Genomic DNA, 25,289 nt, shown 5'->3' on the forward strand with positions numbered 1-25,289 from the left:
GCCTCCTAACGCCGCCCCGAGAGCGGTCCCGCCGGAGATCGAGCGGGTGAACCGTATGGTGACCCCGCTTCTCCACCGGGCCGTCACGGAGTTCGACCACCGGCTCCGGCCCGTGATCGCCCACCACTTCGGGTGGCCGGAGACCGATCTGCCGCCCGCGACCACCAGCGGCAAGATGGTGCGCGCCACGCTCACCGTCCTGGCCGGTGAGTGTTTCACGGACGACGCCGCGGCGATCTCCCGCGTCGCGGCCGCAGGGGCCGCCGTGGAGATGATCCACAATTTCTCCCTCATCCACGACGACGTCATGGACGGTGATGCCGAACGCCGTGGGCGCCCGGCCGTCTGGCACGAGTACGGCGTACCGGCCGCCATCCTGGCGGGCGACCTGCTGCTGGCCCAGGCCCCGCTGATGCTGAACGGGTCCTCGGCCTCCTACCCGGAGGCGACCCGGCTGCTGGCCGACACCGTCACCCGGCTCGCCGCCGGACAGATGGCCGACCTCACGCTGGAGGGCCGGGCCCAGACCAGCCCGGACGAGGCGCTCGCGGTCGCCTCGGACAAGACCGCGGCACTGCTGGCCTGCGCCTGCGAACTGGGGGCCCTCCTGGCCGGCGCCTCCGGGGAGGCGACCCGGCGGTTCAACCGGTTCGGGCTCCATCTCGGGCTGGCGTTCCAGATAGCCGACGACATCCTGGGCATCTGGGGCGACCCACGCCGTACCGGCAAGCCCGTCGGGTCCGACCTTCGCAACAGGAAAGGCAGCTTCCCCGTGACGGCCGCCCTGGCCTCCGGTACTCCCGAGGCCGCCGAACTCGCCCGCTTCTACGCCGGCCAGGGGCCGGTGGGCGAGGAGGAGGCGCGGCACATCACCGACCTGGTCACCCGGGCCGGGGGCAGAGTGAGCGCGGTGCGGGAGATCGAGCGTTTCGGGAAGCTGGCCCGCGAGGAACTGGGCGCCGTCCGGGAGTTGCCCGTGGAGCGCACGACCCCCCTGCTGTCGCTCACCGACTACGTCGCCAGCCGGAACCACTGATGAGCGAGATCGTCCGGACGACCGCCCGCCCGCTCGACGACCGGCTCAGCCCCGGTGATGTCCTGGTGCCCGGGCAACTGCTCTCCGCCGCAGGCGTCGCCGCGCTGAGCGTTCCCGGGTCGTTGGTCTCGGCCCTGCGCAGGGCGGGGCTGACGGTGCACGCGGGCATGGCGGCGACCACGGCCGACGGAATGCGTCCGCAGGGGCTCCCACCGGCCGCCGAGATCACGGCCCCGGGGCGTCTTCCCGATGCCCCTGGTGCGCTGGTCTGCGTCCTCACCGGCGGGGCCGCGGGGGACGCCGAGCGGACCGCGGAAGCCGGACCGACCGTCGAGTCGGTCATCGCGCGATGGCGCGCCGCCCGGGCCGCACGCCGGGTCATCCTGGCCGCGCCCCGGTCGTTCTGCGCGGGAGTGGACCGCGCCATCGAGATCGTGGAACGCGCCCTGGCACTGCACCGGGCGCCCGTGTACGTCCGCAAACAGATCGTCCACAACCGGCATGTGGTGGCCGACCTCGCCGCGCGCGGGGCGGTCTTCGTCGACGAGCTGGACGAGGTGCCACCGGGCGCGGTCACCGTGTTCTCCGCGCACGGCGTCTCACCCGCCGTGCGGGCCGCGGCCGCGGAACGCGATCTGCGGGTCATCGACGCCACCTGCCCGCTGGTCACCAAGGTCCACAGCGAGGTCCGCCGGTTCGCCGGCCGCGGTGACACGGTGGTGCTGATCGGCCACGCCGGGCACGAGGAGGTCGAGGGCACACTCGGCGAGGCCCCGGAGCGGACGGTGCTGGTCGAGAACCTGCAGGACGTCGCGCGGCTCGACGTCCCCGACGGCGCGCGTGTCTCCTACCTCATGCAGACCACGCTGGCCGCCGACGAGGCCGCCGACGTCGTGGCCGCCCTGTCCGACCGCTTCCCGGAGGTGACCGGGCCCGACAGCGACGACATCTGCTACGCCTCCACCAACCGCCAGCGCGCAGTCGTGGAGCTGGCCAGGCTGGCGGACCTGGTCCTGGTGATCGGTTCGGCCAACTCCTCCAACTCGGTGCGGCTCGTGGAGCTGGCCGAGCGCTTGGGGACGCAGGCCCGGCTCATCGACGGCGCCTCGGAGATCGACCTGGACTGGCTCGACGGCCGGCACGTGGTGGGCGTCACCGCGGGCGCGTCCGCGCCCGAGGCCCGCGTCGAGGAGGTGATCGAGCACCTCGCCGAACTGGGCCCGGTCAGCCGGAGCGAGGTGCGCGTCGCCGTGGAGACGGTCGACTTCCTGCTGCCCAAGGAGCTGCGCGGGACGGACGTCCCGCACGAGCCGGAATCGGAGGCCCCGCATGAGCACCGTTGAGCACACCACGCCCGAGCGCCGCACAACGAGGCAGCTGATGGTCGGCTCGGTCGGAGTGGGCAGTGACCATCCCGTCTCCGTCCAGTCGATGACGACGACCGTGACCGCGCACGTCGACGAGACGCTCCAGCAGATCGCCGAACTGACGGCCGCGGGCTGCGACATCGTCCGGGTCGCGGTCCCCACGAGCGACGACGCCGAGGCGCTGCGCGCCATCGCCGCCAAGTCACCGCTTCCCGTTGTCGCCGACATCCACTTCCAGCCGCGCTACGTCTTCGCGGCGATCGAGGCGGGCTGCGCGGGGGTGCGGGTCAACCCGGGCAACATCAAACGCTTCGACGACCAGATCAAGGACATCACCCGGGCCGCGCGCGACCACGGCGTCCCGCTCCGCATCGGCGTCAACGCCGGGTCACTCGATCGCCGCATCCTGGCCCGGCACGGCTCGGCCACCCCGGAGGCACTGGTGGAATCGGCGATGCGGGAGGCGGAACTGTTCGCCGAGCACGATTTCCACGATTTCAAGATCTCGGTGAAGCACCACGACCCGATGACGACGGTCCGTGCCTACGAACTACTGGCCGAGCAGTGCGAGCAGCCGCTCCACCTGGGCGTGACCGAGGCCGGTCCGACGCAGCAGGGCACGGTGAAGTCGGCCGTCGCCTTCGGTTCCCTGCTCCGCCAGGGCATCGGGGACACCGTCCGGGTCTCGCTCTCGGCGCCGCCGGTCGAGGAGGTGAAGGTCGGGGTCGAGATCCTGCGATCGCTCGGGCTCCGCCCGCGGCAGCTGGAGATCGTCTCCTGCCCCTCCTGCGGACGGGCCCAGGTGGACGTGTACAAGCTGGCGGAGGAGGTCTCCGCCGGGCTCGAAGGGCTGCCCGTGCCGCTGCGGGTCGCCGTCATGGGCTGCGTGGTCAACGGTCCCGGAGAGGCACGCGAAGCCGACCTGGGGGTCGCCTCCGGAAACGGCAAGGGCCAGATCTTCGTCCGCGGCGAGGTCGTCCGGACGGTGCCGGAGAGCCAGATCGTCGAGACGTTGATCGAGGAGGCGCTCCGGATCGCGGAGGAGCACGTCAAGGAGTCGGAGAACGAGCCCGGGGAGGCCGAGACACGGTCATGACACTGCTACAGGGCATCACCTCACCCGCCGACCTCAGGAGGCTCGACCGGAGCCAGGACGGCGAACTGTGCGCGGAGATCCGCGAGTTCCTCATCCATGCCGTGGCGGAGTCGGGCGGCCACCTCGGACCGAACCTGGGCGTGGTCGAACTGACCGTCGCGCTCCACCGGGTCTTCGAGTCCCCGCGTGACGTGCTGCTGTTCGACACCGGCCATCAGGCGTATGTGCACAAGCTGCTGACCGGGCGAGCGCAGGGGTTCGACAGACTGCGCACCGCCGGGGGGCTGTCGGGCTATCCCTCGCGCGAGGAGTCCGACCACGACGTCATCGAGAACTCCCACGCCTCCACGGCGCTGTCGTACGCGGACGGGTTGGCCAAAGCGTTCGCGCTCCGCGGTGACCAGCACCGCAGGGTGGTCGCCGTGGTCGGCGACGGCGCACTCACCGGCGGACTGGCCTGGGAGGCGCTCAACAACATCGGGGCGGTCCCGGAACGGCCCGTGGTGATCGTCCTGAATGACAACGGGCGCTCCTACCGGCCCACGACCGGGGCGCTCGCGAGGCATCTGGAGGCGATCGGCACGGAACCCGCGGCGCGCTCCGACTTCTTCGAGAGCCTCGGAATCACCTACCTGGGGCCGGTGGACGGCCACGACTGCGCCTCGGTGGAACAGGCGCTGCGTACGGCGGTGAGCCTGAAGCGCCCCGTCGTCGTGCACTGCCTGACCAAGAAGGGGCAGGGCTACCCTCCCGCCGCCCAGGACGACGTGGACCGCTGGCACGCGGTCGGTCGCTTCGACCTGGCGACCGGTGCCGTCGAGAGTCCGGGCACACCGTCATGGACCGAGGTCTTCGCCGACGAGATGCTCGCCGTGGCGGCCGAGCGCCCCGAGGTGGTCGGCATCACCGCTGCGATGACCGTCCCCGTCGGCCTGCACAAGTTCGCCGCCAAGTTCCCCGACCGGGTCTTCGACGTCGGCATCAGCGAACAGCACGCGGTGGCCTCCGCCGCCGGGCTCGCCACCGCCGGACTGCGGCCGGTGGTGGCGGTCTACTCGACCTTCCTGGCCCGGGCGTTCGACCAGGTACTGATGGACGTGGCCCTGCACCGCCTGCCGGTCGTCTTCGTGCTGGACCGGGCCGGCGTGACCGGACCCGACGGGCCGAGCCACCACGGCCTGTGGGACCTGTCCTGGCTGTCGCTCGTCCCCGGGCTGCGCGTGGCCGCGCCCCGAGACGCGACGAGTCTGCGCCTGCTGCTCCGCGAGGCGCTCGACCGGGACGACGGCCCCACGGTGCTGCGGTTCCCGAAGGAGCAGGCGGGAGCGCGCATCGAGCACGTCGGGCAGATCCGGGGCCTGAACGTGCTGCGCTCGCCGGAGGCCCCGAGGGCCCCCCGGGTGCTGCTGGCAGCGGCCGGTCCGATGGCCACCGCCTGTGTGGAGGCGGCCGGGCTGCTGGCCGACCAGGGCGTGGAGGCGACGGTGGTCGATCCGCGCTGGGTGGTGCCTGTCCCCGACGCGCTGGTGGAACTGGCGAGCACGTATCCGCTGACCGTGACCGTCGAGGACAACATCGGCACCGGCGGATTCGGCGAACGGCTGGGCCGGCGCGTCGCCGCGACCGGTGCCACGACCCGCGTGGCGAACCTCAGCCTGCCGGCGCGATTCGTCGAAGCCGGCAGCCGGAACGAGTTGCTGCACGCCCACGGTCTGTCGGCGCCGCGGATCGCGGAGCAGGTCCACGCCTTGACGATCGGGACGACCGGCGCGGAGGGGCGACGCATGAACGAGGCACCGTACTCCTCCGGGTGAGCCGAAAGGCCCGGCGCCTCCTCGAAGTCGCGGGGTTGACACCCCCGATGGCCCGGCGCCCCGACCTGGCGGCGACCGGGCCTGCGGGGCGACCGGGCCATGGGTGTGCGCCAACCACCGCACTGTCGGACGGCTGCTCGCAGTCGACCTGGGGTCGGGCGACCGGGTCAGGCCCAGCGGAGGTGGAGCGGGAGCCTTTTGGCGCCGACGATCCCTCGCGCATCGTGGTGCTCGACCCCCTCGCCGATCGACATCCCGCTCCAGCGAGTGAGCATCTTCTGCACGGCGATCCGGACCTCCAGGCGGGCGAGCGGTGCTCCCAGACAGAAGTGGATCCCGTGCCCGAAGCTCAGGTGCGCATTGGGGGTGCGACGGATGTCGAAGCGATCCGGCTCGGAGAACTGCCGCTCGTCCCGGTTGGCCGAGGCCAGCCACGCGAGGACGATCTGGCCCGCCGGTACCGTGTGCTCGCCGACCTGGACGTCCCTCGTCGTTCTGCGCATGCTCGGAGCCAGCGGTGTGCGAAAACGCAGGACCTCTTCTATGGCGCCGGGCAGCCCGCCGGTGTCCGCCCGCAGTGCCGCGGCGGCGTCCGGATGCTCGTCCAGGCACAGGACGACATTGCCCAGCAGCGCCGTGGTCGTGATGTGGCCGGCGAGCAGCAGCAGCCCCACGAACCCGATGATCTCCTCGTCGTCCAGACGCTGACCGTCCACCTCCGCCGCCACGAGCCTGCTGGCCAGGTCGTCCTGCGGCCGGGCCCGCCGGTGGCGGATGTGCTCCAGGCAGTAGGCGTTCATCTCGCGCATGACGACCGCCATGGCCTGGGTGCGTTCCGCGTTCGGTATGAAACTCGTCTGGCTCTCCGGCGCGACCAGTGAGTCGGCCCAACGCCCGAACATCGGGCGATCCTCGACCGGAATGCCCAGGAGTTCGGCGATGACGATGACCGGCAGCGGGTACGCCAGGTCCGAGACCAGTTCCATCTGCTCCGCACCGGCCTTGGCGTCCAGCAGCTCATCGGTGATGACCTCGATGCGGGGCGCCAGTTGGGCGACCATGCCCGGGGTGAAGACCTTGCTCACCAAGGTGCGCAGCTTGCGGTGCTGGGGCGGGTCCTTCCGGAGGAGGTTGCCCTTGATGAAGCGGGCGACATCTTCCTGCGACGCCATGAGCGAGCTGAAGTCGGAGGAGAAGGTGCCCGGGTCGGCAAGGATCCGCTCCACGTCGGCATGACGGAAGACATGCCAAACGCCGGCTTCGCTGTCGTGGCTGACGGGCGCGTTCTCCCGCATCCTTCGGAACCAGGCGAGCACCGTCTCCGCGTCGGCGGACTGGTCGGCCAGACCGACCCCGCGCTCGGTAGCCGTCATCTCGGTCATGTCCCTTCCGCTGTCCGTGACACTCATGCAGACGTCCGCACCGCGTTCAGCCCGATCGTGGCGTAGCCCATCGTGAAGCTGCCCCCCATCGCGTCGATGGCGGCCCCGATGCCCGCCTGCACCTCTTCCACCGTGGCCACCGGGTACTGGCCGTGGTCGCCGTGCGTGGGCAACTGGTCCAGCCATGCGTCCCGGGAGTAGGACTTCTGCCAGTCGAACCGCCACTCCTGGGGGGCGCCGAACGCACCGGCCTTCCGTATCCCGTCGGCTGCGTTCCGGCGCAGCATCGTGTACCCGTCCAGGGCGTTGGTCGTCCACTGGCGTGCAACGAGAGAATCGGGCAACAGCCGCCGGTACGTCTCACCGAAGGCCCGCAGTACCTCGGGGGGTGGGATCTCCGCGTTCCAGAACACCGCCAGCTGTCCGCCGGGCCGCAGTGCCTGGGCCGCTTTCGCTGCAGCGGCGACCGCGTCCAGCCAGTGCCAGGTCTGCCCGGAGACGACGGCGTCGAAGGTCCGGCCGGACGGGTCCCAGGCCTCGAACGTCGACGCCTCGACTTCGAGTCCGCGCCGCCGCGCGACCTCGGCCATCCGCGGATCCGGCTCCACTCCGAGCACCGTGCAGCCGACCGCCTGGAACTGCCGGGACGCGATGCCGGTGCCACAGCCGACGTCAACGACGTCGAACTGGGTGCGGGCCTCGACGATTCGGTTCACCAGGGCTTCGGGATAGCTGGGCCGGGTCCGGTCGTAACGCTCCGGATCCGCGCCGAACCCCTCCGCCACTCGGCGGTGTCGGGGAAGCTCGTTCTCGGAGAAGGGAACTCGTGTGTGAGGCATAGTGTGTATACCGCTCACCTTAGATTGTCGAATGCCCGCTCGGGACGATTTCGGTGCCTTCGCCATTGAACGGCCACGATGCCGAACGGCACGGGCAACGGCCAGCTCCGAAAAATCAGGGGTTGGCCGAACCGCGATTCCGCGCGCCAAGAGCATCCCCGCCCCACCTGAAGACCCGGCGGCACCAGTGTTGTTCCTGGTCTTCCGGCTGCGAGGAGGATCCGTCGGACAAGCACCCCCACTAGTCAGGGATGGTTGTCACGGGGAGCAGCTGCCAAGGTAATTCCACGTTACGAGGACAGGCCGACCGGCGAAGCCGTTGATGCCTCTTTCTGCCACTCATTCCCGCGAACCGCGCCCTGCCGGGCACCGCGGCGAAGCATGACCTACGCGCGGACCACCCAGATCGGAATCCCGACAATGGACTGTGTCCCTGATTTTCCGAGTTCCGCGGACACCGCGGGCGAACTGCACACGCGACTGGGCGAACTGCGGCGCCAGGAATCGCTCCCCCGGGTGCGGCTCCCGGACGGCCGGCAGGCTTGGCTGGTGACCCGGCACGAGGACGTCCGGACGGTCCTGAACGACCGGAGGTTCACCCGGGACGTCATGGGTGTGCGTGCCCGGCAGTCCGGCGCGGACCCGGGTGGCGCACGGTCGGTGAACATGGACGGGCGCCCCCACAGCGAGCTACGCAGCCTGGTGGCCAAGGCGTTCACCGTCCGGCGGATCGAAGCCATGACGCCGCGCGTCCAGGCGTGGACCGACGACCTGATCGACGCCATGGAACGGGAGGGCCCGCCGGCGGACCTCGTCGCCCACCTGGCCGTTCCCCTGCCCGCCATCGCCATCTGCGAGTTGCTCGGCTTCCCGGTCGAGGACCGCGACGCGCTGAGCGGCTGGTGCGAGCGCATCACCGCGGTCGGTGACGGCGCTCCCGACCCGACGGCGTGGCTCGAACTGACCAAGTACATCGAGCACTTGGTGCCGGTCAAGCGCGCGGCGCTGGGCGACGGGCCCGCACCGGACGCGGACATCCTGACCAGCCTGGTCCATGCCCACGACAGCGCGAACGCGCTGACGATGGAGGAACTGCTCTCGCTCGCCGTCGTCGTTCTCGCGGGCGGCCTGGAGACGACCCAGACCGCGATCAGTGCCGGGATGCTGCGACTGTTCCGCAACCCGGACCAGTTGGACAAACTGCGCGCCGATCCGGACCTCGTCACCGGCGCCGTCGAGGAGCTGCTGCGCTACCAGCCGGTCATCGACGTCAACCGGCCGCAGATAGCCACCGAGGCCGTGCGGCTGGGAGATCAGCAGATCGGTGAGGGAGATCTGGTCCAGATATCGATCAATGCGGCCAACCGCGACGCGGCGGCCTTTCCCGACAGCGAGCGGTTCGACGTCGCACGCGGGCCGAACCCGCATCTCGCGTTCGGCTATGGGGCGCACCACTGCCTGGGGGCGGCCCTGGCACGGCTTGAACTCAGGACGGCGTTCTCGACGCTCCTGCGGCGGCTCCCGAACCTGCGGATCGCCGCGCCACCGGAGAGTCTGAGCTGGCGGGGCGGGCACGTCACGCTTCGCCTCGAAGAGCTGCCGGTCGCCTGGTAGGACCCACCGTCTGCACTGGTGAACGGGAGCACACAGGTGTTGATTTGCAGATTCGTCGACCATGGCCGGAGCGGATTCGGGCGCGTCGAGCACGACGGGAACGGTGAACTCGTCGTGCCCGTACGGTACGACGGCCCCGGCCGCGGCTGGGTCGACCGCGTCGGCCGGGCGCGTCCGCTCGGCGAGGTCACACTGCTGCCGCCCGCCGAGCCCAGCAAGATCGCCTGTGTCGCGCTCAACTACGCGGCGGACGGGACAGCGGCCGGCGACCACAGGCGCCCGGCTGACCCAGCCTCCTGCGCCGTCGTGCTGAAGCCGCCGTCGACCCTGGTCGGCCACGGGGCCCCGGTGGGCCACCCGGGAGCTGCCTGGGAGTTGAGGCACGAGGCCGAACTGGCGGTGGTGATCGGGGTGGCCTGCAAGAACGTCCCGCCGGAGCGCGCGGCCGAGGTCGTGGCCGGATACACGTGCGCGAACGACCTCACCGGGTACGCGCGCCGAGCCCCGGAGGCCCCGACCGGTCACCCGCCCGTCTGGGCGAAGCACTTCGACGGCTTCACCCCGCTGGGCCCGTGGATGGCCACCGACCTGGACCCGGCGGACCTGCGGATCACCTGCCGGGTGAACGGCGAGACCAGACAGGACGGCGGCACCCGCGGCCTGATCACACCCGTGAACGAGGTCGTCGCGGTGGTGAGTCGGCACATGTCACTGCTCCCCGGCGACGTGATCCTCACCGGCACCCCCGGGGGCTCGGGGCCGCTGTCGGTGGGCGATCGGGTCGAGGTGTCCATAGCGGGGATCGGCACCCTGCGCAACACCGTCGGCACGGTGCCCGACCGGCCGTGGGCCCCCGACGGGACCGGGAACGGCGGTGCGGCGCTCAGCGGCGCCACCCACCGTCCCTCCGGAAGGGGCGCCTGACGTGCGCGGGCGCCGACTCGGCAGAGCGCTCACCGCCCACGTGCGGACGTGGCGGCCGTACACCCTCTGGTACGTCGGCCTGGTCGGCCTGGCCGGACACGCCATCGCCGCCGGCCGGCACGGCGCCGCTCAGCTGGCGGCGGCATGGGCGGTGCCCACCTTGATCTGGGTCGCGGCGCACTACCTCGGCGACTACCTCGACCGCGAACTCGATGCGATCAGCAAACCGCAGCGGCCCATCCCCGCGGGGCTGATCCGCCCCCGCACGGCGGTCTGGTGCGGCACGGTCCTGGCCACGGCCGCCGCCGTGACGGCGGCCGTCGTCAACTACCGGAGCCTCATCGTGGCCGTCGCCGGGATCGGCGGGGCGATGGCCTACAACGGCTTGTTCAAGGCCAAGGGACTGCTGGGCAACCTCGTCCGCGGATCGTTGACCGGCGCAGCGCTCGTGTTCGGGGCGATGACGGCCTCGGCGTATCCGCCGGTCAAGGTGCTCGTCTTCGTGCCGGTGTTCTGGGCGCACGACGCCGCGTCCAATCTGGTCGGGACCCTGCGCGACGTCTCCGGTGACCGCGCGGGCGGCTATGCCACCTTCGCGGTCCGGCACGGGCTCAGGACGGCCGTCCGGACGGCGGTGGCGCTCTACGCACTCGCCGTGTCCGCGGCCGTGGTGGGGATCCTCACCATGCCGGGCGGCCGGGCGGGCGGCCTCGTGATGCTCCTGGTCGCGGCGGCCCTGGGCGGCGGCGCCTTCGGCCTGCTGTACGCGTCCGGACCCGAGCCCTCGGCACGGCTCGCCCTGCGTTCGCACGAGGTCCTGGTCGTCGAGCGGATGGTGCTCGCGGCCGCGCTGCTGGTGCCGGGCTTCGGGGGCCTCATCGTGATCGCGGTCCTGGTCCCGCTGCTCGCCGTCACGTTCGGCACCCAGCAGGCCATGCGTTCCCGGTACGAATTCCCGCGCGGTGCCACCGCGCACCCTGACGAGGACGCGGCCACCGCGCCGGCGCCGCTTTCCTGAGGAGGACCGTTCGCTGTGTGCTCAGATGTGGACAGCCGGGTCGAGGCATCGATCGCACGCGCCGCGGAGGCGCTGTTCGCGACGCAGCGTCCGGAGGGTTCCTGGCCGAACCACCGCCCCACTGCCGTCCTGGGGACCGCCGGCGCGATCGTCGCCCTGCGCCTCGCCGACTCCGCGCGCTCGCGCGACCTGATCGAGCGGGGAACCGCCTGGCTGGTGTCCGCCCAGAACGCTGACGGCGGCTGGGGCGGCGTGCCTGGCGCCGCGTCACAGCTGGTGCCCACCGTGGTGACGGCATCCGCCCTGAGGCTGGTGGCTCCGCAGCCGACCGAGGAGCCTACGCGGCGCGCTCTGGAGCTGCTCGAATCGCTCGGCGGCGTGGAGGCGCTCGCCGACCCCGGGATGGTCCACATGGCCACGACGTTCCTCGTGCTGGCGGGCCTGCGGGACATGCGCGGCTCCCGGCGCATCCCGCTGGAGTTGCTGCTGCTGCCCCGGCGGATCTGGCGGCCCCGGCTGTCCTTCCGGCTCGCGCCGATGGTGGCCATGGCCTTCATCCAAGCCCGTCACAGCCCCCCTAAGGGGGCCGGACGGCTGCTGCACCGGCTGGCCCGACCGACCGCGCTCCGCCTGCTCCGGGAGGTGGAACGCGGGGAGAACGACCGCGGCGGGTACGGCGGCGACAACTGGCTCGCCGCGGTGGTGTGCATCGGCCTGTGCCTCGCCGAGGCCCCGCAAGGCATGATCTCCGACACCGTCGACTACCTCCGGTCGAACGTGGCGCCCGACGGCTCCTGGCACATCATGCAGGGGCTCGACCTGATCGGCGGGTCCTACGTCGCCCGCGGCCTGGCGGACGCCGGCTACACCGACGACCCGCGGTTGGTCCGGGCTCGGCAGTGGCTGCGCGGGTGCCAGCAGGACCGGGCGTTCCCCATCTACGGCGCGCCGCCCGGCGGATGGGGGTGGGAAGGCCCCCGCGGGTGGCCGAACTTCCTGGACAGCGCCAACGTGCTGGCCGCGCTCACGCCCGCCGGCGACGCGGAGCCCGGGGCACAACTGCGGCGCGGCCTGGACTGGCTGATGTCGCGACAGGACGGCAGGGGCTCGTGGGGGACCTTCGTCCCGGACACCACACTCTCCAACGACGGCCCCTGCCCCGCCACGACGGCGCAGTGCGTCGAAGCGCTGCTCGACGGCGGCCTGCCCCGCACCGACCCCAGGATCGTCAAAGCCCTGGACTGGCTCCCCACCGGCCAACGCCCGGACGGCACCTACGAGGGCCTGTGGTACCGAGGCCTCACCTCGGCGACCGCCACGGCGCTCGTCGCCTTCGCACGCGGCGGAGCGGGCGACGCCCCGGCCGCCCGGCGCGCCCGCGAGGCCCTCCTGAACGCCCAGTTGGCCGACGGTTCATGGGGGCCGGGCGAGACCGGCACGCCCGGCGACGATCCGTCGCGGGGCACCGTCGAGGAGACCGCCTGGGCGCTGCGCGGCCTGCTCGCCGCCGGTCTGCCGGCCGAGGACGAACGGCTCCGGCGGGCGGCGGAATGGATCATGTCCGCGCAACGGGACGACGGCCTGTGGGAGGCGAGCCCGGTGTGCCTGCACATCCGGCGTCTCGCCTACTACGTGGACGGCCTGATCGGGAACGGCCTGGCGCTCAGGGCGTTGGGCGCCTATCGGAGCGCGCTCACCGCCCGCCCGGTGGCGGAGCGGGAGGCTTCGTGACGACCGATCACGGTACGGACCACCGGGTGGACACCGACGTGGTCGTCTGCGGCGCCGGGGTCGCCGGGCTGGCGGCGGCCTGCGCCCTCGGCCGCCTGGGCCTGGAGGTGACCCTCCTGGACAAGCGGCCGAGCCAGCCCCCGCTCTGGAAGGGCGAGGTCCTCCAGCCCGGTTCCCTGGACTCCCTGCACGCGTGGGACGTGCTCGGCCGCCTTGAGGCCAGACGGGCGGTTCGCCTGAACCGGCTCGTCGCCCGCACCGCCGGCGGGCAGGAGCTGATGGCCATGGACTTCGCGGTGCTCGGCTGCGAACGGCCCTGGATGCTCGCCCACGACTACTCGACAATCCTGGAGTGCATGGCCGAGTCGCTCGGCCCAAGGGTACGTCTGCACCGTGGCGTCCTGGTCAAGGACCTCAGCAGGGACGCGGAGGGCAGGATCCGCGGGGTGCGTGCCGTGACGGACGGCACGGCCCTCGACATCCGGGCAGGCCTCGTCGTGGCGGCCGACGGCATGTCCTCGCGTCTGCGCAAGCTCGCGGGCATCGACGCCGGACCCGTCGCCTACGACCACCGGCTGCTCTCGTTCGAACTGCCCGGCACCCTGCCGGTGGACGACGAGGTCTCCGCCCATGCCACGGACCGCGGCCTGGTCATGGTCTACCCGCTGCCGGACGCGCGGATCCGGGTCTATGTCCAGGTGAGGACGGACGAACTCCGCAGGGCGACCCCGGCCGAGCTGCGGCGATGGTGCGAGCGGCTGCTCGGCCAGGTGCCCGCGCTGGCTCCGATCGCCAAGCTGCTCGAAGGGAACCTGGAACGCCACCAACTGATCCCGGTCTGGTGCTACCGCGCCCCGTCGCTCGTCCGGCCCGGCATCGTCCTGCTCGGGGAGGCGGCACACGTCGTCCACCCGCTGGCGGCCCAGGGAATGAACACCTCGATCGGCGACGCCGAGGCCCTCGCGGCCCGGCTCGCGGCCGTCGATCTCGCCGACGGCGCCGCCGTCGACGGTGCGCTGCGCGGCTACGAGAACGATCGGATGAGCAAGATCCGGGCCGTGCACACCATGAGCCACAACGCGGCGCGCATGATGACCAGCACCTCACTCGGCGGCAGGGTCCTGGGCCGGCGGCTCATGCGGGGAACCGCCAGGAGCAGCCGTCTGAACTATCTGACGACGTACAACATGTCGGGCTTCGGCATGCGCCCGCTCGGCAGGATCGACCGGCTCGTCCAGTTGGGAGTCCTGCCCGACCTGCGCGCGCGGTCGTTCACCGCGCCACCGGTTCCAGGGCGCCTGGCCGGGAGCGCACCACAGGTACGTCGAGAAAGCCGAGACAACGGAGAGAAGAGCTGAGAATGTCAGACGCCCTCACGACGGCCTTCGATGTCCGACCGCTCACCAGTGCTCTGGGAGCCGAGATCCGCGGCGTGCGGCTGGAGGAGATCACCGACGCGGAGTTCGCGGAGCTGCACCGGCTGCTGCTGAAGTACCTGGTGATCTTCATCCCAGGGCAGGAGAACTGGTCGGCGGAGTCGCGCATCGCCTTCGGCCGCAGGTTCGGCGCGCTGGAAGAACACGCCTACCTGCCCCACCTGGACGGGCATCCGCAGATCCAGGTCATCGACTCGGAGCAGAACGGCAAGATTCCGATCTGGCACACCGACATGACCTACACCTCGAATCCGCCCATCGGAAGCATCCTGCAGATCGTCGACGGCCCGCCGCAGGGCGGCGACACGATGTGGTCGAACCAGTACCTGGCGTACGAGGGGCTGTCCGCGCCGCTGCGCGACCTGCTCGACGGCCTCACCGCCATCCACGCCATCCATATTCCGGGGCTGGACAGCAGGGCCGAGCACCCCGTCGTACGCGTCCACCCGGAGACGGGCCGCCGGGCACTGTTCGTCAATCGGGCCCACACCTCGCACATCGCTCAGCTGAGCCGGAACGAGAGCGACTCGCTCCTGCAGTACCTCCACGGCTTCGCCACCTCCCCGGAGTTCACCTGCCGCCACCACTGGAAGCCGGGCGACGTGGCGATCTGGGACAACAGGGTCACGCAGCACTACGCGGTCGACGACTACGCCGAACGACGCTGGGGCCTGCGCGTCGTGGTGCTCGGCGACACCCCCGCCGGCAGCGAGCCCCGGTGGGACCACTACCGGCCCGTGCCCGACCAGCGCTACGCACCGGACTGGGTGAACGCGAAGGAAGCGTACTGATCGCCTCGACCGAGGGAGCACCACCGAGAAAGCAGCGCAGACCGCTGCGACGACAAGGTGAGGAAGCATTGAGCATGGCGAACACCGGCCCCACGACGCACACCCTGGACGTGCCGGGGGCACGTCTGTGCTACGAGATCCGCGGCTCCGGCCCGTTGCTCCTGATGATCGGCTCGCCCATGGGCAGCAGGGGGTTCACGGCACTCGCGGCACTGCTCGGCGCGGAATTCACCGTCGTGACCTACGATCCCCGCGGCATCCTGCGCAGCACCCTTGCCGATCCGAGCCAGGAGGCGACGCCCGAACTCATCGCGGATGACGTCCAGCGGCTGGTGTCCGCCCTCGGCACCGGGCCGGCGCACGTGTTCGGCAACAGCGGCGGAGCCACCACCGGCCTCGCCCTGGCCACCCGGCATCCGGAGGCCGTGCGCACCCTGGTGGCCCATGAACCGCCGGTGACCGAGCTGCTGTCCGACGCGCAGCAGGTACGCGCCGCGGTCGATGACCTCTGCCGGGACTACGCGGCCGGCCACCGGGACACGGCGTTGCGGAAGTACACGGCTCTGACCGGTATCGGCTTCGCCCCGCCGCGCCCCGCCGGGCAGGCGCCGGCCCCCGAGTCGTACACCGCGCCGCCGGAGGTGCGGGCCATCCTGGACCGGTTCTTCGGATACATCCTCCAGCCCACCACGCGGTACCGTCCCGACCTCGACGCCCTCCGCGCAGCGTCCGTCCCGATCGTGGTCGCGGGTGGGACGACGTCCCGGGGGCAGCTCTACCACCGGACCGCGGCGGCGCTCGCCGACCTGCTCGACACCCCCTTGGAAGCCTTCCCCGCGGGGCACACCGGCTTCCAGGAGCAACCGGAGCCGTTCGCCAATCTGCTGCGCGAAACGTTCAGCAGGGTGCGGACCGGGCCGCACCCGCACTGATCGCACAGCACGGCGAACCGTGCGCACAAGGCGGTCGCCCGAAAAGAATCGCGCCCGTCCCACAGCTGTCCGACAGCGGGGGCCGGCAACTCTCAGGAGCGCATCGCTCAGGCCGGCTTCAGGGACGTCGCCGACACTCCTGCGCGAGCGCCGAGCGGACCGGATCGACCGGATCGACCGGACACACATCACACCGGAGGTGGAGTGAAATGGACCAGATCTTCCAGGCCAGCCGTCAGTGGGAGCGGATACAGAACCGCTGGATCACCGAGGACGCTGCCGTCGACCTGACGAATCTCAAGTCCGACCCGAGGAACTTCAAACTGTCCCTCTGGGACCCGACGACAAACGGCGTCCGGTACCTGAAGGCACTGACCTACCACCTCGGCATGCACCTGAGCCCCGAGGAGTGGGCAAGGATCAAGCGAACCCCCAACCGGGAGATCGGCGACCCGATCACCGTGCGGTGCGAGGGCGAGTCGCTGTGCATGGACTACCTGCAGGCGACGTTCGAACTCGGCTTCATCGAGGGCGGGATCGACATGAGCGGAGCCCGGGTACTGGAGATCGGAGCCGGCTACGGGCGCACCTGCCACATGATCATGTCCAACCACGACATCTCCGGCTACAGCATCGTCGACCTGAAGAACACGCTGGAGCTGAGCAAGGCCTACCTGCGCCGGACTCTCGACGACGCCCGCTTCAAGCTGATCGAGTTCATCCCGGTCGACAGCCTGGAGGGCGGCGCCCTCAAGTCCGAGCGCTTCGAGCTGTGCATCAACATCCACTCGATGACCGAGATGAGCCCGGACACCGTGAGCGCCTATCTCGGCCTGATCGACGAAACCTGCTCCGCCTTCTACGTGAAGAATCCGGTGGGCAAGTACATCGATCAGAGCCTGGACGGCTATCTGCAGGGCCAGGAGGCCGTGCAGATGGCACTGGAGAACGGCCCCCTCAGGCAGTTGGTGGACATCCATGACAGCCAGGCGGTGCAGGCAGCGGTACCCGCCTTCATCAACGGCTACCGGCCGGGCGATGCCTGGGACTGCGTCAGCGACAGCCGCGCCCTTCCATGGAGCTACCTCTGGCAGGCTCTCTACAGGAAGCCTCGTACGGCTCCGGTCCGGTGAAGGGCATACTCCTGGCGGGCGGGAACGGGACACGGTTGCTGCCCCTCACCCTCGTCGGCTCCAAGCAGCTGGCTCCGGTCTACGACAAGCCCATGGTCTACTACCCGCTGTCCGTGCTCATGCTCACGGGTATCGACGACGTCCTCATCATCGCCCGCCCCGCGGAGATCGGGCTGTTCCGCAAGCTGTTCGGGGACGGCAGCAGACTGGGCATGCGCATCGACTACGCGCCCCAGGAGCAGCCGCAGGGAATCGCCGACGCCTTCCTCGTCGGCGCCCGGCACATCAAGGGCGAGGACTGCGCTCTGATCCTGGGCGACAACCTCTTCCACGGCGCCAGACTGCCCTCCCTGCTGCGCAGAACCGTCCGCGAGTTGCGCGGGTGCGCCCTTTTCGGCCACCAGGTCGCCGAGCCCCGGCACTTCGGTGTAGCCGAGATCGACGCGAAGGGCCAGCTCATCTCCATCGAGGAGAAACCCGATCATCCGCGCTCCAACCTCGCGATCCCGGGCCTGTACTTCTTCGACGACACCGTGACGGACGTCGCACGTGGCCTGCGGCCCTCCGTGCGCGGCGAATTGGAGATCACCGATGTCCTGCGCGCGTATCTGGCCGAGGGACGTGCCGACCTGGTCTGGCTCGGCCGGGGCGTCACCTGGCTGGACGCCGGAACCCACGAATCCCTGCTCGATGCGGGCAGGTTCGTCCGGGACATCCAGCATCGCCAGGGCATATGTCTCGGCTGCATCGAGGAGATCGCCATGTACATGGGCTTCATCGACGCGGAAGCCTGCTACCGGCTCGGCGCCGAGATGAAGAGTTCGCCCTACGGCCAGTACGTCATGAGGAGCGCCCGCGCCCACCAACTGAACCCGACGCCCTCCAAGTTCCTGGAGGAATGATGCATCTCCTCGTCACCGGAGCCGCCGGCTTCATCGGTTCCGCGTACATCCGGACGGCGCTCGCACCCGGCCCCGCCGAGGTCTCCCACATCACCGTGCTCGACAAGCTCACCTACGCGGGCAGGCTCGACAACCTCGACCTCACGCACCCGCGCCTGAGCTTCGTCCAGGGCGACATCTGCGACGCCGAACTCGTCGACCGGCTCATGGCCCGCGCCGACCAGGTGGTGCACTTCGCGGCCGAGTCCCACGTAGACCGCTCCATCGCCGACGCGGACGCGTTCGTCCGCACCAACGTGACCGGCACCCAGACGCTTCTCGACGCGGCACTGCGCCGGGGAGTCGACCGCTTCGTGCACGTGTCCACCGACGAGGTCTACGGGTCGATCGCGACCGGCCGGTCCACCGAGGAGGACGCCCTGGCTCCCAACTCCCCCTACGCGGCCTCCAAGGCGGCCTCCGACCTGATCGCCCTCTCCTACCACCGCACCCACGGCCTGGACGTCCGGGTGACCCGCTGCTCCAACAACTACGGGCCACGGCAATTCCCCGAGAAGGTCATTCCGTTGTTCGTCTCCCGGCTGCTCGCGGGCGGCACGGTGCCGCTCTACGGCGACGGCAAGAACGTACGGGAATGGCTGCACGTCGAGGACCACTGCCGCGGCGTGGAACTGGTACGGACCAGCGGGCGTCCGGGCGAGGTCTACAACATCGGCGGTGGCACCGGTCTGAGCAACCTCGAACTGACCGAGCTGCTGCTCAAGGTCTGCGGCGGCAGCTGGGACCAGGTGCGTTACGTGGCGGATCGCAAGGGCCATGACCGGCGCTATGCGATCAGCGACGACAAGGCCCGCAGCGAGCTGGGCTACCGCCCCCTTCGCGACTTCGAGTCCGGGCTCGCCGAGACGGTCTCCTGGTACCGGGACGACCGCTCCTGGTGGGAACCGCTCGCTCGTGGCCCCATGGCCTGAGGGCGGCATGCTTCACCGGGGACGGTTCTGGTTGCTCTCGCGGTAGGATGGGTACGCACCCACGTAGTGGGCGTTCGCCCATATGGCAAGGGATGCCGGCCGGGCGACGCATGAGAGGATCTGTGAGTGCCGACTGGAGTGCACCTTCGTGACGCGCGTCAGCAGTTGTTCGACGCCGCCGAACGCGTACTTCTGCGGGACGGGGCGAACGGGCTGACCAGCCGGTCCGTCACCGACGAGGCGGGCTGCGCCAAAGGCGTCCTGCATCGGCACTTCACCGACTTCGACGCTTTCCTCACCGACCTCGTGCTCGACCGGGCAACGCAGCTTGAGATGCAGGCGAGTTCGCTGCGCGAGTCCGCGGGCAACGGCACGGTGGCCGACAACCTCACCAGTGCGCTGATCAGCCTGTTCGGACCGGTTCCGGTGGCAATCATCCCGCTCATCACCTTCCGGGACGAGCTGCGCGCGCGGCTGCGGCAAGCCATGCCCGGAGGCGGCATCGCGATCCTCGCCCAGGCCACGACCGCGATCTCCGCATATCTGGCCGCCGAGCGTGAACTGGGCCGCATCGCGGCCGACGCCGACATCGACTCGCTCACCCTCTCCCTGGTCGGTGGCGGGCATCTCCTGTTCACGGACCGCGACCCCGGCCCGCCGGCCACGGCAGTAGTCCACAAGTTCGTGACAGCGGTCATCGCCGATGCCATGCAACGACGGCCCGCCTAGGCGCTTGAGGCCTTCTCCTCCACGATTTGCCGTCCGTGCCACGGTCGCCGGCCGCTCGATGTCGAGGCGTTGGAAAAGGGCCTGCATGTCGATGCGGATCTTCTCGTAGTCGGGCCGATGCAGGCCCAGGTCGCGGAAGCCCGTCCGGCCCGCAGACTTCTGACACCGGCAAGGACGGCGGCGATGACCTCGCCGCACAGGGCGAGCGACGCGGCAATGACGCGGGCCGGTTGTGTACTCGGCGTTTCCGGTCGCCGCCTTCGCGCTCCGCGTCACTCCCCGGCCCGACATGCCGTACACCGTGGCGGCGGGCGGGGCATCCCCCTGCCAGGGATGACGGCCGCCGCCGGGGTCGCCTGCACGGTGTCCGTGCACACGTCGCCGCGGCACTCGGCCAGTCGGCGCTGTTCCTGACCCTCCGGCAACCCACGAGGCGCCGCCCCGGGCACGCGCGGCCCCTCCGCCACTCCTCACGGTCAGGGCGTTCCGGGGCGACGGCGGTTCCGCCGAGGACGAGGCGGCACCGGGGACCGGGCACAGGCAGGCGCACCTGCGGGGCACCCTGGATCGTCAACCACTGGTTGACACCCCCAAGAGTGCAACCTACGGTTGACACATGGCGACCAACCCGAACATCACGGCATCCGTACGCCTCGACGACCTCATCGAGGCCATCAAGAAGGTTCACCCCGAACCCCTGGACCAGCTCCAGGACGCGGTGATCGCCGCCGATCACCTCGGCGACGTGGCCGACCATCTGATCGGCCACTTCGTCGACCAGGCCCGCCGCTCCGGCGCGTCCTGGACCGAGATCGGCAAGAGCATGGGCGTGACCCGGCAGGCGGCACAGAAGCGGTTCGTGCCGAAGGAGTCCAGCGACCTCGACCCCAACCAGGGCTTCAGCCGCTACACCACGCGCGCGCGGAACGTGGTCGTGGCCGCGCACAACGAGGCGGTGGCGGCCCGCAACCCCGAGTGCCGGCCCGAGCACCTGGTCCTCGGCCTGCTGGCCGACCCGGAGGGCCTGGCCGCGACGGCGATCACCGTGCAGGGCGTCCTGCTCGACTCCGTCCGACAGGCCGCGACCGCCGCGCTCCCGCCCGCCGCGGACGACGTACCCGACCTGATCCCCTACGCGCCCGAGGCCAAGAAGGCGCTGGAACTCACCTTCCGCGAGGCCCTGCGGCTCGGCCACAACTACATCGGCACCGAGCACATCCTGCTGGCGCTCCTGGAGCAGGAGAACGGCCAGGGCGTCCTCAGCGGCCTCGGCATCACCAAGGCCGGGACCGAGACGTACCTCGCCAAGGTTCTCGCGCTGCTGACGCAGCAGCGCGGCCCACTGGCCGACCCGACCTCATCGGAGGACTGAAAGCGAAGGTCACGGCGCTTGTCAGCGCGACCTGTCCACCCTCGGGGTCCAGCCGCGCCTGCTCGCCACGCGGTTGCGAGCAGAGCGGTGCTACGACATCAGCGGTGCTACGACATCGAGGACGCCGATCCACTCCTGCTGGGCCACGAGAGCCGGCACGGCGAGCCGCGTTCGGCCGCCGCCCCGGCCCGCCTCCGGGGCGGCCCCGTACCGTCCGATGCGCCACAGCGCGCGGCCGGGCCTGCCCTCTGCAGTGCAGCCAAAGCGCATCAGCCGCCGAAGAAGCTCAGCCGCACCTGACGGTTGGCGTTGTCCCTGTTCGTGTCCGCCGACCTCCGATGAGGCAACCCTCAGCACAGACGGGCTCTTGCCCCTGCAGAGAGAGTCACACAGGCAGTGGATCACCCTGTCCGGCTCTCCGGGTACCGTCAGGGGCATGAGTCATCCGCACCCCGAGCTGAAAGCCGCCCCGCCCCTTCCCGAAGGAGGGCTGCGGGTCATCGCCCTGGGCGGCCTGGGTGAGATCGGCCGCAACATGACCGTCTTCGAGCACGCGGGCAAGCTGCTCATCGTCGACTGCGGCGTGCTGTTCCCCGAGGAGACCCAGCCCGGCGTGGACGTGATCCTGCCGGACTTCACCTCGATCCGGGACCGGCTGGACGACATCGTGGCCGTGGTCCTCACCCACGGCCACGAGGACCACATCGGCGGCGTGCCGTACCTGCTGCGCGAGCGGTCCGACATTCCCGTCGTCGGCTCCAAGCTGACGCTGGCGTTCCTGGAGGCCAAGCTCAAGGAACACGGCATCCGGCCGCGCACGGTGCGGGTGCGGGAGGGCGACCGGCGCGGCCTCGGGCCCTTCGACTGCGAGTTCGTGGCGGTCAACCACTCCATCCCCGACAGCCTCGCGGTCGCGATCCGCACCCGGGCCGGGATGGTGCTGCACACCGGCGACTTCAAGATGGACCAGTTCCCTCTCGACGACCGCATCACCGATCTGCGTGCCTTCGCCCGCCTCGGCGAGGAGGGCGTGGACCTGTTCCTCACCGACTCCACCAATGCCGAAGTACCCGGCTTCACCACCTCCGAGCGTGAGCTGAACCCTGCGATCGAGCAGGTGATGCGCACCGCGCCGCGCCGGGTCATCGTCTCCAGCTTCGCCAGCCACGTGCACCGCATCCAGCAGGTCCTGGACGCCGCCCACCAGCACGGCCGCAAGGTCGCCTTCGTCGGCCGGTCGATGGTCCGCAACATGGGCATCGCCCGTGACCTGGGCTATCTGAAGGTCCCCTCCGGTCTGGTCGTGAGCACGAAGGAGCTGGAGAAGCTCCCGGACCACAAGATCACGCTGGTGTGCACCGGCTCCCAGGGCGAACCGATGGCCGCGCTGTCACGGATGGCCAACCGCGACCACATGATCCGCATCGGCAAGGACGACACCGTCCTGCTCGCCAGCTCCCTCATCCCCGGCAACGAGAACGCCATCTACCGGGTGATCAACGGACTCACCCGGTGGGGCGCCCACGTGGTCCACAAGGGCAACGCCAAGGTGCACGTCTCCGGGCACGCCAGCGCCGGCGAACTCGTCTACTGCTACAACATCGTCAAACCCCGCAACGTCATGCCCGTGCACGGCGAATGGCGCCACCTGCGGGCCAACGCCGACCTCGCCATCCGCACCGGTGTCGACCCCGACCGGGTCGTCATCGCCGAGGACGGCGTCGTCGTCGACCTGGTCGACGGACGCGCGTCCATCACCGGCAAGGTCCCCGCCGGCAACGTCTACGTGGACGGCATGGAAGTCGGCGGCGCCACCGAGGCGTCCCTCAAGGACCGACTCACCCTCGCCGCCGAAGGCGTGGTCACGGTGGTGGCGATCGTCGACGCGGACACCGGCGCCCTCGCCGAGGCCCCCGACTTCCTGGCCCGCGGCTTCGTCCACGACGACACCACCTTCGAGCCGGTCGTCCCCGTCATCGAGAAGACCCTGGCCACCGCGGCCGAGGAAGGCGTCGGGGACGCACGCCAACTCGAACAACTCATCGCCCGCGCCGTGGCGAACTGGGCGTTCCGCACCCACCGCCGCAAGCCCCTCATCATCCCCGTCATCATCGACGCCTGAACCACAGCCCCGGCAGCACGATCCCCGTTCCGGTCGCGGCCCCGCCAGCACCGAGGTCGGGCACGGCCGGACCGGTCGGTGGCGAGGCCGCCGGGCTCGACGAGGCGGATCGCCTCGCCGTGGGCGGCCGACAGGTCCGCGAGGGAGTCGGTGTTACGGGCGACGGCCCTGTCGCCGTGCGCCAGGGCCGCCTGCGCGAACTCGCGGCCGAAGCCGCGGGAGGAACCGGTGACACAGCGGCGGTGCACCCCGCCCAGAGGTTCCGAGCCAACCGCGTCTGGGCCATTCTTCCCAGGCCAGTCCGCCGGCTACGCCTCGCCCGCGACGCGCGCACGGACAAGCGCACGTCGCGGACCACTGCACGGGAGGCACGACTGGACAGCGCGAGTGCCGGTGAAGCCGTCAGATAGCGGGACTCACCGACTCAGCCGCCGCTCTTGCGCCTGAACGACCGCTGGCTCGCAGCCGGGCCATGCGCCGAACGCACCTTCGACGCGTCCGACTTGGCGGCAACATCAGCGGCGTCCGCCTGCACACCGCGCTTGCGCGCCAGGGCTTCGCGGAACTTGCGCTTGAGGTCGTAGTTGCCGTCGCTGTCCGGCTCCAGAGGGGACGTCTCGGGGGCAGCAGGCTCCGAATCTTCCATAGATACGGGCTCTGTGGTCATGGTGACCTCCTGGGTTCGGGGGTGGGCAAGCACAGCTTGTCATGCTGGGCGCAGTGCGAGGCGCCGGCAACGTCGTCCTGCCCCGTTTCGGCGGGTATCCCTCTCGCGGCCAAAGGCGTTGACTTTGCAGGTGAGGCGCGCAGGACGGCTTCGGACCGGGCCGAGGGTTGTCGATCCCGTGGCCGGGCCGCCAGGGCAACGGCTCTCAGCCGTTGCGACGCACGAGGGCGGCCCTGCGGGCCTCGGCGAGCTTGCGGGCCTCGCCCGCCTTTCGGGACCTGCCGCCGGCGCCTCGGGAGGTGTCCTTGCTGGCCCCGAGACCGCGGAAGGGAGCGTTGGTGTTCTTGGGCCGGGGGACGGCGGGCCCGCCGTCGAGCGGGATCCCGGAGGGAGACTTGGCGCCGGTGATCCGGCTCAGTTCCGCTTCGCCCGAGCGCACCTTGGTGACGGTCGGCTCGATGCCGGCCCCCGCCATCATGCGGCTCGTCTCGCGGCGCCGGCCCGCCGGCACGAGCGTGACCACGCTGCGTACGGCGCCAGCGCCTGGGTGACCTGTTGGGCCGGCTCCCGGGTGGGCACAAGGATCGGAGCCAGGGGCTGCTTCGGTTCGGCGCGCCGCCCGGCTGTACGTGTCAGCAGCGGCAGGCCGAAGGCGAGCGTCTTGCCCGATCCGGTGCGCCCACGTCCCAGGATGTCGCGCCCCTCCAGGGCATCGGGCAGGACCAAGGGGCATTGGGTGCGGCCGGAATCCGACGCTACAGTCCCATCACGTACATCAGCCGAGGAAGCTCAACCGCACCTGACGGTTGGGATTGTCCCTGTTCGTGTCGACGAGGCACACCGACTGCCAGGTGCCCAGCTCCAGGCGTCCGCCGATGACCGGGAGGGTCGCGTGTGGTGGGACGAGGGCCGGGAGGACGTGGTCGCGGCCGTGGCCGGGGCTGCCGTGGCGGTGCTGCCAGCGGTCGTCGGCGGGGAGCAGGGTGTGCAGGGCGGCGAGGAGGTCGTCGTCACTGCCGGCCCCCGTCTCGATGACGGCGATTCCGGCGGTGGCGTGCGGGACGAAGAGGTTGAGCAGTCCGTCGCGGCCGGCCGCCACCTCGCGCAGGAAGCCGTCGCAGTCGGAGGTGAGATCGACGACCCGCTCCCGCGAGCCGGTGGCGACGTGCAGAATTCGAGTGGTGAAGGCATCTGGCATGGGCTCATCCTGACCCATGCACCGGGTTCTCCCCTCCGTGGCAGGACCGTTTCCTGATACACGTGGTCCACCAGGCGAGACACCGTTGACCGTCGCACGCTCATCTGGCTACGTTCTGCCGCATGTTGCGTTCAGCCCTGCTCACCACGCGCGGTCACATCGACCTGCTGCGGGTGGCCTCCGCCGCGTGTCGCCGCGGCTGCTGACGCCCTTCT

Annotated in this window: 23 protein-coding genes and 1 pseudogene; 18 read left to right on the forward strand and 6 right to left on the reverse strand. The window is 70.7% G+C overall.

Annotation, left to right across the window (positions count from 1 at the left end; all coding sequences use genetic code 11):
• The first annotated feature begins 55 nt into the window (after positions 1-55).
• From GQF42_RS07530 to GQF42_RS07545, 4 genes are read left to right on the forward strand one after another with little or no spacing between them, the layout of a single operon-like run.
• A complete protein-coding gene (locus GQF42_RS07530; protein WP_158918844.1) occupies positions 56-1,036 on the forward strand; it encodes a polyprenyl synthetase family protein in 981 nt (326 codons plus the stop codon).
• Positions 1,036-2,379, forward strand: a complete 1,344-nt coding sequence (gene ispH / locus GQF42_RS07535; protein ID WP_233273281.1) for a 4-hydroxy-3-methylbut-2-enyl diphosphate reductase — start codon at positions 1,036-1,038, stop codon at positions 2,377-2,379. Before GQF42_RS07530 ends, ispH begins: the two co-directional genes overlap by 1 nt.
• Positions 2,366-3,499, forward strand: a complete 1,134-nt coding sequence (gene ispG / locus GQF42_RS07540; RefSeq protein ID WP_158918846.1) for a flavodoxin-dependent (E)-4-hydroxy-3-methylbut-2-enyl-diphosphate synthase — start codon at positions 2,366-2,368, stop codon at positions 3,497-3,499. Before ispH ends, ispG begins: the two co-directional genes overlap by 14 nt.
• On the forward strand, positions 3,496-5,313 hold the full coding sequence (locus tag GQF42_RS07545; protein ID WP_158918848.1) for a 1-deoxy-D-xylulose-5-phosphate synthase: 1,818 nt from the start codon (positions 3,496-3,498) through the stop codon (positions 5,311-5,313). The genes ispG and GQF42_RS07545 overlap by 4 nt, the downstream gene beginning before the upstream one ends.
• Before the next feature lie 167 nt (positions 5,314-5,480).
• On the opposite strand, the gene GQF42_RS07550 is transcribed toward GQF42_RS07545, so the two are convergent.
• Positions 5,481-6,695: a cytochrome P450 gene (locus tag GQF42_RS07550; RefSeq protein ID WP_233273282.1), complete on the reverse strand. Its 1,215-nt coding sequence runs from the start codon at positions 6,693-6,695 to the stop codon at positions 5,481-5,483.
• A gap of 23 nt (positions 6,696-6,718) precedes the next feature.
• Positions 6,719-7,480 (reverse strand): class I SAM-dependent methyltransferase, encoded by a 762-nt coding sequence (locus tag GQF42_RS07555; RefSeq protein WP_233273283.1) that lies wholly within the window; start codon positions 7,478-7,480, stop codon positions 6,719-6,721.
• Positions 7,481-7,954: 474 nt separating this feature from the next.
• On the opposite strand from GQF42_RS07555, the gene GQF42_RS07560 reads away from it, so the two are divergent.
• The 13 genes from GQF42_RS07560 (at position 7,955) to GQF42_RS07625 (ending at position 23,209) form a co-directional block, all read left to right on the forward strand.
• Positions 7,955-9,148, forward strand: coding sequence for a cytochrome P450 (locus GQF42_RS07560; RefSeq protein ID WP_267906176.1), 1,194 nt, complete (start codon positions 7,955-7,957; stop codon positions 9,146-9,148).
• Between the two features lie 36 nt (positions 9,149-9,184).
• A complete protein-coding gene (locus tag GQF42_RS07565; RefSeq protein ID WP_158918854.1) occupies positions 9,185-10,072 on the forward strand; it encodes a fumarylacetoacetate hydrolase family protein in 888 nt (295 codons plus the stop codon).
• Between the two features lies 1 nt (position 10,073).
• Positions 10,074-11,090: a UbiA family prenyltransferase gene (locus tag GQF42_RS07570; RefSeq protein WP_158918856.1), complete on the forward strand. Its 1,017-nt coding sequence runs from the start codon at positions 10,074-10,076 to the stop codon at positions 11,088-11,090.
• A gap of 15 nt (positions 11,091-11,105) precedes the next feature.
• The gene (locus tag GQF42_RS07575) at positions 11,106-12,821 is read left to right on the forward strand and encodes a prenyltransferase/squalene oxidase repeat-containing protein (protein WP_158918858.1); all 1,716 of its coding nucleotides are present in this window, start codon (positions 11,106-11,108) and stop codon (positions 12,819-12,821) included.
• On the forward strand, positions 12,818-14,179 hold the full coding sequence (locus GQF42_RS07580) for an FAD-dependent oxidoreductase (RefSeq protein ID WP_233273284.1): 1,362 nt from the start codon (positions 12,818-12,820) through the stop codon (positions 14,177-14,179). Before GQF42_RS07575 ends, GQF42_RS07580 begins: the two co-directional genes overlap by 4 nt.
• Before the next feature lie 2 nt (positions 14,180-14,181).
• Complete coding sequence (locus tag GQF42_RS07585; protein ID WP_158918860.1) at positions 14,182-15,048, forward strand: TauD/TfdA dioxygenase family protein; 867 nt, start codon at positions 14,182-14,184, stop codon at positions 15,046-15,048.
• A gap of 74 nt (positions 15,049-15,122) precedes the next feature.
• Positions 15,123-15,980 (forward strand): alpha/beta fold hydrolase, encoded by an 858-nt coding sequence (locus GQF42_RS07590; RefSeq protein WP_158918862.1) that lies wholly within the window; start codon positions 15,123-15,125, stop codon positions 15,978-15,980.
• Between the two features lie 209 nt (positions 15,981-16,189).
• On the forward strand, positions 16,190-17,113 hold the full coding sequence (locus GQF42_RS07595; protein WP_158918864.1) for a putative sugar O-methyltransferase: 924 nt from the start codon (positions 16,190-16,192) through the stop codon (positions 17,111-17,113).
• Positions 17,110-18,015, forward strand: coding sequence for a glucose-1-phosphate thymidylyltransferase RfbA (gene rfbA, locus GQF42_RS07600; protein WP_158918866.1), 906 nt, complete (start codon positions 17,110-17,112; stop codon positions 18,013-18,015). The genes GQF42_RS07595 and rfbA overlap by 4 nt, the downstream gene beginning before the upstream one ends.
• Complete coding sequence (gene rfbB / locus GQF42_RS07605) at positions 18,015-18,986, forward strand: dTDP-glucose 4,6-dehydratase (RefSeq protein WP_158929891.1); 972 nt, start codon at positions 18,015-18,017, stop codon at positions 18,984-18,986. The genes rfbA and rfbB overlap by 1 nt, the downstream gene beginning before the upstream one ends.
• 126 nt (positions 18,987-19,112) lie before the next feature.
• Complete coding sequence (locus GQF42_RS07610; protein ID WP_158918868.1) at positions 19,113-19,715, forward strand: TetR/AcrR family transcriptional regulator; 603 nt, start codon at positions 19,113-19,115, stop codon at positions 19,713-19,715.
• Positions 19,716-20,331: 616 nt separating this feature from the next.
• The gene (locus tag GQF42_RS07615; protein ID WP_158918870.1) at positions 20,332-21,087 is read left to right on the forward strand and encodes a Clp protease N-terminal domain-containing protein; all 756 of its coding nucleotides are present in this window, start codon (positions 20,332-20,334) and stop codon (positions 21,085-21,087) included.
• A gap of 436 nt (positions 21,088-21,523) precedes the next feature.
• A complete protein-coding gene (locus tag GQF42_RS07625) occupies positions 21,524-23,209 on the forward strand; it encodes a ribonuclease J (protein ID WP_158918872.1) in 1,686 nt (561 codons plus the stop codon).
• Positions 23,210-23,633: 424 nt separating this feature from the next.
• Here the strand turns inward: GQF42_RS07625 and GQF42_RS07630 are convergent, their stop codons facing one another.
• The 4 genes and pseudogenes from GQF42_RS07630 to GQF42_RS07640 form a co-directional block, all read right to left on the reverse strand.
• A complete protein-coding gene (locus GQF42_RS07630; RefSeq protein ID WP_158918874.1) occupies positions 23,634-23,876 on the reverse strand; it encodes a DUF5302 domain-containing protein in 243 nt (80 codons plus the stop codon).
• 205 nt (positions 23,877-24,081) lie between these two features.
• A pseudogene (locus GQF42_RS07635) lies at positions 24,082-24,417 on the reverse strand (DEAD/DEAH box helicase); the annotation flags it as partial.
• Complete coding sequence (locus GQF42_RS47960) at positions 24,351-24,602, reverse strand: DEAD/DEAH box helicase (protein ID WP_456115200.1); 252 nt, start codon at positions 24,600-24,602, stop codon at positions 24,351-24,353. The gene GQF42_RS47960 and the pseudogene GQF42_RS07635, both read right to left, overlap by 67 nt.
• 49 nt (positions 24,603-24,651) lie before the next feature.
• The gene (locus tag GQF42_RS07640; RefSeq protein WP_158918876.1) at positions 24,652-25,074 is read right to left on the reverse strand and encodes a secondary thiamine-phosphate synthase enzyme YjbQ; all 423 of its coding nucleotides are present in this window, start codon (positions 25,072-25,074) and stop codon (positions 24,652-24,654) included.
• A gap of 122 nt (positions 25,075-25,196) precedes the next feature.
• Here GQF42_RS07640 and GQF42_RS47635 point away from each other — a divergent pair, with 122 nt between their 5' ends.
• Positions 25,197-25,280, forward strand: a complete 84-nt coding sequence (locus tag GQF42_RS47635) for a putative leader peptide (protein WP_349817350.1) — start codon at positions 25,197-25,199, stop codon at positions 25,278-25,280.
• Positions 25,281-25,289: the final 9 nt, after the last annotated feature.

The sequence above is a fragment of the Streptomyces broussonetiae genome (assembly GCF_009796285.1).
In the GTDB taxonomy this organism is placed as follows: Bacteria; Actinomycetota; Actinomycetes; order Streptomycetales; family Streptomycetaceae; genus Streptomyces; species Streptomyces broussonetiae.